A 7,033-nucleotide genomic window follows, 5' to 3' on the forward strand; every position below is an offset into this window, starting at 1 on the left:
GTTGCACCCTTCCCTGATCAACAACGAGGCACACCTGAATTTTTCTTTCAGCCATCTTCTCAAACCCCCTTGACAACTGCCTCACAGCCTTAACTTGTGACAAATGGATATGGCAAGCCTAACAACATCTAGCCATATATCACAAATTAACCTTGCAGCAAAAAGCGATCGCCTATTTTCAACCAACCTTACTCAATTCAGGCGATCGCCTCAGCGGTCATAAGTTATGTTGTACAGTGATTATAATTTTATTTACTCGAAGCCTTAGTTGATGATCGCAATGTCTGACTGAGTGCGATCGCACATTTACCCAACACAAACGCGGAACTGCGATCGCATTTTGCCCCATTACTTTCTGTTGCTGAAGCTCTACAAGCTTCTTTTTGTTAACTGCAACTCTGAATCAAAACAAGAAAATCAATTATATATAGGACTCATATTTGATTTCTGAAAAACCAAATTGGCTAGAAGCTTGCCATACAAAGGTTCGTTTCTCAGTATACTTAGCAATATTCAAGTACGATTCCTATAAGTATACGTAAAAGATTAATTGCTACTACAAAACCTACCTACACTAGTTAGTTTAGAGTCAAAATATGGTGTTTTCACATAGGTAGTAGCTGACTAGAACGGTTATTATGTAGCGAATAATGCGTCCGCATTAGTTTTTAAATTTTTATCTAATCAGTTCTGCGGAAAAGTAAGCAGATTAATTCAATCTATGCTTACTCAATTTATTATGTGCGATCGCAAGCAAATTTAACAATGGCGATGCCTGCGGCGGGCTGCGCCTACGCAGTTTTGACGTGCAGTTTTTAGGACTAGCGAAGAAAACGAATGTAATGAAAACTTTATTTGAAATTTGTAGCCCTCGCCCTGACATATTAAAAGGTAATATTCGAGAGTCTGATTTCGCAGCAGATTTGGCTCAGGTCATTAATGGTACAGCACCACCAGAGTATGCTTTACCAAATAAATTCTTTGCCAATACTCATCCCACCCAAGGGTTAAAAGCATTATTAAAAACTGTTTGTCAAAGACTGCAAGGCGTGGGCGGTTCTGCCGTGTTGCGTTTGGATACTCAGTACGGTGGTGGTAAGACTCATAGTTTGATTGCCTTGGCTCACGCTGCACAAGGGATGCAAGGCGTAGAGAATGTTCAGGAATTTATTGAGCCTGAACTCGTCCCCAAGACCAGGGTAAGATTAGCTGCTTTTGATGGAGAAAATGCAGATCCGGTAAACGGTAGACCTCTGGGTGATGGTTTAAGAGCTTACACTCCTTGGGGAGAACTTGCTTACGGATTAGCTGGGGTAGCTGGATACGAGAAAGTACGTAAAAGCGATACCGAAAAAGTTGCACCAGGGGCAGCTACAATTCAAGAATTATTTGGTAATGAACCAGTATTAATTTTATTAGACGAATTATCTATATACTTACGTAAAATTAAAGGTAGAAAAGAACAAGACCAACTTACGCCTTTTCTAACTGCTTTATTTAAAGCTGTGAGTTCTTCAGCAAATGCTTGTGTAGTTTTCACTTTAGCAGTTGGTAAAGAAGGAAAAGCCACAGATGCTTATTCTCAAGAGAATGAGTTCGTAGCAGAAAAACTTGATGAAGCTACTAAAGTTGCAGGGCGAGTAGCTACACTTTTAAACCCAACGACAGAACAAGAAACTGTACAGGTTTTGCGTCGCCGATTATTTTCGTACATTGATGAAAATGCAGCCCAAGAAGTAATTCGTAATTACGAACAATTATGGATCACCCATCGCGGTGATTTACCAACTGAACGGGTGAATGCAGATAGAGTGGCTGATTTTCGGAATGGTTTTCCTTTCCATCCAGCGTTGATGGATTTACTTACAGATAAACTCTCAACCCTAAGTACCTTTCAGCGTGTTAGGGGAATGTTGAGGTTACTGACACGAACCATTGCTTATCTTTGGCAAGAACAACCAGCAAACACCTACGCTATTCATTTACATCACGTTAATCCAGGGTATATTCCTATTCGAGATGAGATTACTACTCGCCTCGAATTAGGGCGATTTGACCCTGTAATTCAAAATGATGTAGCAGCAACCGAAAAAGAAACTTCTCTAGCACAACAGTTAGATGCTAAATGGTATGCGGGTTTAGCTCCTTATGCTTCTTTTGTTGCTCGAAACATTCTATGGAATAGCTTTGCGTTTAATGACAATTTACAAGGTATAGACGAAGTAAATCTGCGTTACGCTATCCTCGCCTCTGGTTTGGATATCAGTTTTATTAATGATGCGCGTCAAAGGTTTATTGCTGAATCGGCTTATCTTGATGACCGTCCGGCTGCACCCCTACGATTTTTAACAGAAGTCAACCTTGGTGTACTCATTCGCCGCCAGACAAAGCAGGTGGATCTAAACGAAGCCAGAAATCTGTTGCAAGACCGTATTCGGACTATTTTTGCTGCTGGGAAAACCTTTAATTTAATTCCCTTTGCAGGTGGAGCCTATGATGTGTCTGATGATGCGGGGGATGGCAAACCCAACTTGGTACTGATTAGCTACGATGCGGAGACAGTACGTAATGAAGCGGTAACAGTACCGCCATTAGTTGAAAATATTTACCGCCATCAGGGAAATCAAGGAAGGTTTCGCCAATTACTGAATAATTTGGTGTTTTTGGTTGCTGATGATGCCACTCGTGATGAGATGAAGAACAAAATGCTTTATCGCTTGGCATTAGACGCGATGCGATCGCCTGACCGTTTAGCGCAATTACCAGAACACCAGCAAGAAAAGGTTAACGAACTTTACAAGAAGTCCGAACAAGAGTTAGCCATTATTATTCAACAGTGCTATCGTCATCTTTTTTATCCGTCTCGCAATCGCCTGGATGGAGCAAGCGTTGATTTAGCTCATACAGCTTTTGATTTACCTTCCGCTTCTGAACGTCCGGGGAATGGACAGCAGGAAATTATTAAAGCCTTGCATGTTTATTCAGTTATTTAAGGGAACTACGCTGCTAGGATTGCGCTTATGGCTTGGGTATCAGTTGCCCAACTAGAACGCTTTGTGGTGTCGCAAGGCTGGGATATCCAAGCTCCTTCAAGGTTTTGGTAGAAAGTGCCAAGTAACTTAACTCCCCTGTCGCCACCCCAGACACGGTAAAGTGTGCCAAAGACATCATCGGTTGAGTCGATTTCGTATGAAGTCTGAAGTATGAAGGGGAGCGAGAAAAATTCCCGGCTTTCCGTTTACTTCGACTTGGGGAATTGCTTGAACGTCAATTGTTGCTTGAGGCATAATTAGTTAAGGTTCCGTAGCTAACTGGTTTGGGACTGTTAGGCGATCGCAAAGTTTGCCAGGCAGAGCGATCGCCTTAACATCTCTATCTTAGCCAAATCTGATTAGCTACGTCAAATTAGTTAGCTAATTATTTTGGGCTAAACATTAATGTCTAAAGAAGCAGATAAAGATGAAAAGGTGGTTTCAAAGCTTGCGGACTATAGAAAGCGCAAGGGTTTAAGCCAAGATGACCTAGCTAAAATGTCGGGGCTAACTAAAACCACTATTCAGAACTGGGAAAATGGCCGAAATCTCGGCGCAGTGATTAGGGTTTTGAAAGTCTGTCAGGAACTTGAAGTAGACATTCGGGAACTTTTTGAATTTGAATAGCGCGACGCAGTGTCTATGAAAATTTCCCAGTATCTGCGATCGCACTTCAGACTTCATACTTCACACTTCAGACTTCAGTGCGATCGCACACCTCAATTACCTATGAAATATGAAGAGTGAAACTGAGATATTACATAGATAAATAAGTAATGCGATCGCGGGTAAACTAAGCAAAAGAACCCAACAAGAGCCAGTGTGAAGATTTCCCAGTCACCAGAAGCCAAGCTTAAACAATGGCTTCACCAAAATAGAGATATTGTTAATACTCAAGTTCGATTGTTACAACGTAACGGAGTAAAGCCACCGTATTGCTTGCGTGTGTGTATTGATGGAGTTCAATTTGAAGTAGATATTACCAAGTCAAAAGATTAACTGCTCGTTTCCTTGCTGCTGCACCGCGCCTATCATAGGCAGTAGTCGCCGGGTCAGCGTGTCCCAGTAACTGCTGGACAATCACGATATCCACACCAGCGTCCAACAATTCACCAGCGAATGTCCTTCTAAAATCGTGTGGGGTGAAGTCTGTAACTCCGACGGCTTTACCCCGACCAGACATAATTGTCAGCACACTCTGATCAGAAAGCCGCCGCTGCACCAAATTAGCAGATTTACTAATTGGTAGCAGCAACGGGCCAGGGTCATCGCCTCTAGTTTCAACCCATTGCTGCAGATGCGCGACGTGCGTTCCGCCCCGCTTCGCTAACGCACTTTCAGGAAAAGGCACGATTCTATCCTTGCGCCCCTTGGCCCCTCTGACCTTGACGCATCCCTCAACCAAATCGAGGTCAGACAAATCCAAATTTACAACCTCGCCGCGGCGTAACCCAACCCGCAACACCATGAGCATCGCCGCATCTCTAATGCCAAATACCGACTCATCATCAGTGCAGGTGTGAAGTAATTTTCCCAATTCATCAGCAGATAAATGTCTACCCTTGGGCAACCCACTAGACTTAACTCGCTTAAGGTCAGTAGCTTTGGCGTAGTCTTCCGCCGTCATCTGCCCCAGGCGTTGCGACTCCTTCAGCACCCGCCGCAACGCCGCCAGCATCTTGTTAGCCGTAGCTGGTGCGTACTTATCCATCAACTCTGAGCGAATTGCCATTGTGTGCTGGTATCGCAGCAGCCCCCACGGACAAGTCATCGCATCGCAGGTTTGATTGGTGGCGAGAAGTGCTAGAGCGTCTAATGCCTGTCTCATGGTGCGGCGGCTGCCTTTACCCAGTGAGGCGAGGTACACAGCAGCCGGGTTGTTGGTGAGTGATGAAGTGGTTTCTTCTACTTGAATTAGGGTCATGCCCTAAGTTGCCCTAAGTCAAGTAACTACACTGAGTTAGATAAATAACTCACGCTCACACAATTGAATATTAAAGAATAATGAAATTTATATGGAAATCAACGACGATCAGGGCTGGGCAGCTATTAGACTGATATCTGCAATCTGCAATAAAAATAGAGAAAAATTATCCGTCATCAGCGAGGCTCTAACTGCCTGTTACGAACAAAAAGAGATTGTTGATATATGGCGGAAAGTCAAATTATTACTCACCGACGAAGACATCTGCTGGCTAGAAACCACACTCAATGACTTAAGCCTGCAAGCAGTGAGTTAGGGCAACTTAGGGTATAGTTCATTACCCTACAGCAGTGGAGTCTTTCAAAAGCGACGAACAGCAACCAAATCCTAGCCCCAAACGAGATGGGGTTACTTTAGTTTTTCGCAAAGACAGCAAAATTCATCTCGATCCATTTGAATTATTGCTGTGGCTTTTGCTTGGTCTGCCAGTTGGCATCACACTCAAAGATGCTTGGACAGGCAACTTAGCTTTTCGAGAATCGATAGAGCGAATTGCTATGATATCTGGGCTGGGCGGAGTCATCAGGTTTTCTCCTACCGAGCAAGTCAGTCATTTCTTGTCCAACTTCTATATCGGGAAGAAGTAGAATGTGGTCAAATGGCTGGAGCAATTACGGCGATGGATTAAGCGACTGTTCAGACAACCGCAAAAACGCTCATCCTATCCCCGCATTATCAAGCGATGGGACAGAAATAACACCGCTGTCCTCCGAATTGAGCGCAACACGCCAGGCGAAGTGGCAACCTATCGAATTACATCCTTGTATGGGAGTTACGATTTTTTGCTCACGCTTGACTATCTCCCAGAACTCCATGCAGAGTTGGTTGGGGAATTCGACGGAACCACTATCAGGCTGGGACGCTTTGATCATCCGTCTAACCCTGCTACGCACCGCTTTGCTGTATGGTGTGTGTGGCACAATGGCTATAGTAGGCCTATTGGTATTTGGGATTGCGACCTACAAGGCTATGCCCGTTCAGCCCTTAGAGAAATCGCCCCAAAACGCGCAGTATTCGGTGTGGCGCTGCGAGCATTACAAGTGATTCATAGTACCAAAACACCAGCTATGAGTTGGCAAAGTCAGATGGAACGCATGGATTGGTTGGGCTTGCTCGAAGAAAGAATCAGAGGTGAGTTGAGTTCACCCAACCACAATCTCAAGTCAGCTGTTGTTCTACGCCAAACTTAATACTGCATTCAGCAGCATCGGCTTGATATCCTTTGCTTTGATGCCAGATGCTCTAGCACTCCGGCGAATTTCCCTGAGTGGCTGGTTTTTAAAAAACAGCATCTCAAGTAATTTACGAGTTGACTCGTCTAAGCTGGCTAGTGGCAATGGTTCTATGACGGCATTCTGCATCTGTTTATCGCAGACTGATAGCTGTTCTTCTATTAACAACAGTCGTTTCATGTATTCTGTGGAATACTCAGGTGCTTCCTCTGCTGTGTTTCTAAGCAAGCTGTCAATATTTACTGGCAGACGGTTAAAGCAAATTGAAGCGGCTTCTCGCCATTTCTCTTCAGTTGTGCCAAGTGCAGTAGCAATCTGAAGAGGACTTAATACTATTCCCTGCTGCATAGATTCATCCTGCAATTTTCTCCCCTTCTGATACAAGCTCTGGAGACTGCGGGGAATGCGAATCGTGTTGGCTTTGTCCCTCAGGTAGTGGCAAATCTCACCTTTAATATATGGGCAAGCGAACGAACTAAAAGCATTGCCTCGCTCAGGGTCAAAGCGTTCTATTGCTGTCAATAATCCCATCGTTGCCAATTGCAGTAAATCCTCAAACGGTTCACTGCAACATAATCTAAATTGATGGGCAATCTCGCAAGCTAATTTGTGATGCTGCTTGAAGATGCGATCGCGTAGCTGCCGTGTTGGGGTATTGCGATACTCTCTAAATAATTCTGTTTTGACATCCTCCTCAGCCTGAAGGCGTGAGGATTCCAATCTAATCAAACAGACTGAACTGTATGAATTCTTGGCGGGTTGACGCTTCACAGGATGCTGCTACC

Annotated in this window: 9 protein-coding genes; 6 read left to right on the forward strand and 3 right to left on the reverse strand. The window is 44.1% G+C overall.

Going from position 1 to position 7,033, the window contains the following annotated elements:
- Positions 1-842: 842 nt before the first annotated feature.
- The gene (locus H6G69_RS33195; protein WP_190693970.1) at positions 843-2,993 is read left to right on the forward strand and encodes an ATP-binding protein; all 2,151 of its coding nucleotides are present in this window, start codon (positions 843-845) and stop codon (positions 2,991-2,993) included.
- A 25-nt stretch (positions 2,994-3,018) separates the two neighbouring features.
- Here H6G69_RS33195 and H6G69_RS33690 read toward each other — a convergent pair whose 3' ends face one another.
- Entirely contained in the window at positions 3,019-3,171 is a 153-nt protein-coding gene (locus H6G69_RS33690; RefSeq protein ID WP_206757659.1) for a hypothetical protein, read from the reverse strand.
- 266 nt (positions 3,172-3,437) lie between these two features.
- Here H6G69_RS33690 and H6G69_RS33200 point away from each other — a divergent pair, with 266 nt between their 5' ends.
- Positions 3,438-3,659: a helix-turn-helix transcriptional regulator gene (locus tag H6G69_RS33200; RefSeq protein WP_190693971.1), complete on the forward strand. Its 222-nt coding sequence runs from the start codon at positions 3,438-3,440 to the stop codon at positions 3,657-3,659.
- A 195-nt stretch (positions 3,660-3,854) separates the two neighbouring features.
- Complete coding sequence (locus H6G69_RS33205) at positions 3,855-4,031, forward strand: hypothetical protein (RefSeq protein ID WP_190693972.1); 177 nt, start codon at positions 3,855-3,857, stop codon at positions 4,029-4,031.
- On the opposite strand, the gene H6G69_RS33210 is transcribed toward H6G69_RS33205, so the two are convergent.
- Positions 4,012-4,860, reverse strand: coding sequence for a tyrosine-type recombinase/integrase (locus tag H6G69_RS33210; RefSeq protein ID WP_242072272.1), 849 nt, complete (start codon positions 4,858-4,860; stop codon positions 4,012-4,014). The two genes, H6G69_RS33205 and H6G69_RS33210, sit on opposite strands and share 20 nt — an antisense overlap.
- A 187-nt stretch (positions 4,861-5,047) precedes the next feature.
- Here H6G69_RS33210 and H6G69_RS33215 point away from each other — a divergent pair, with 187 nt between their 5' ends.
- From H6G69_RS33215 to H6G69_RS33225, 3 genes are read left to right on the forward strand one after another with little or no spacing between them, the layout of a single operon-like run.
- Complete coding sequence (locus tag H6G69_RS33215) at positions 5,048-5,272, forward strand: hypothetical protein (RefSeq protein ID WP_190693974.1); 225 nt, start codon at positions 5,048-5,050, stop codon at positions 5,270-5,272.
- 34 nt (positions 5,273-5,306) lie between these two features.
- Entirely contained in the window at positions 5,307-5,603 is a 297-nt protein-coding gene (locus H6G69_RS33220) for a hypothetical protein (RefSeq protein WP_190693975.1), read from the forward strand.
- A 3-nt stretch (positions 5,604-5,606) separates the two neighbouring features.
- A complete protein-coding gene (locus tag H6G69_RS33225; protein WP_190693976.1) occupies positions 5,607-6,206 on the forward strand; it encodes a hypothetical protein in 600 nt (199 codons plus the stop codon).
- Here H6G69_RS33225 and H6G69_RS33230 read toward each other — a convergent pair.
- On the reverse strand, positions 6,192-7,019 hold the full coding sequence (locus tag H6G69_RS33230) for a sigma-70 family RNA polymerase sigma factor (RefSeq protein WP_190693977.1): 828 nt from the start codon (positions 7,017-7,019) through the stop codon (positions 6,192-6,194). The genes H6G69_RS33225 and H6G69_RS33230 overlap by 15 nt on opposite strands.
- Positions 7,020-7,033 lie beyond the last annotated feature (14 nt).

It is taken from the genome of Nostoc sp. FACHB-110 (assembly GCF_014697425.1).
Lineage (GTDB): Bacteria > Cyanobacteriota > Cyanobacteriia > Cyanobacteriales > Nostocaceae > Nostoc_B.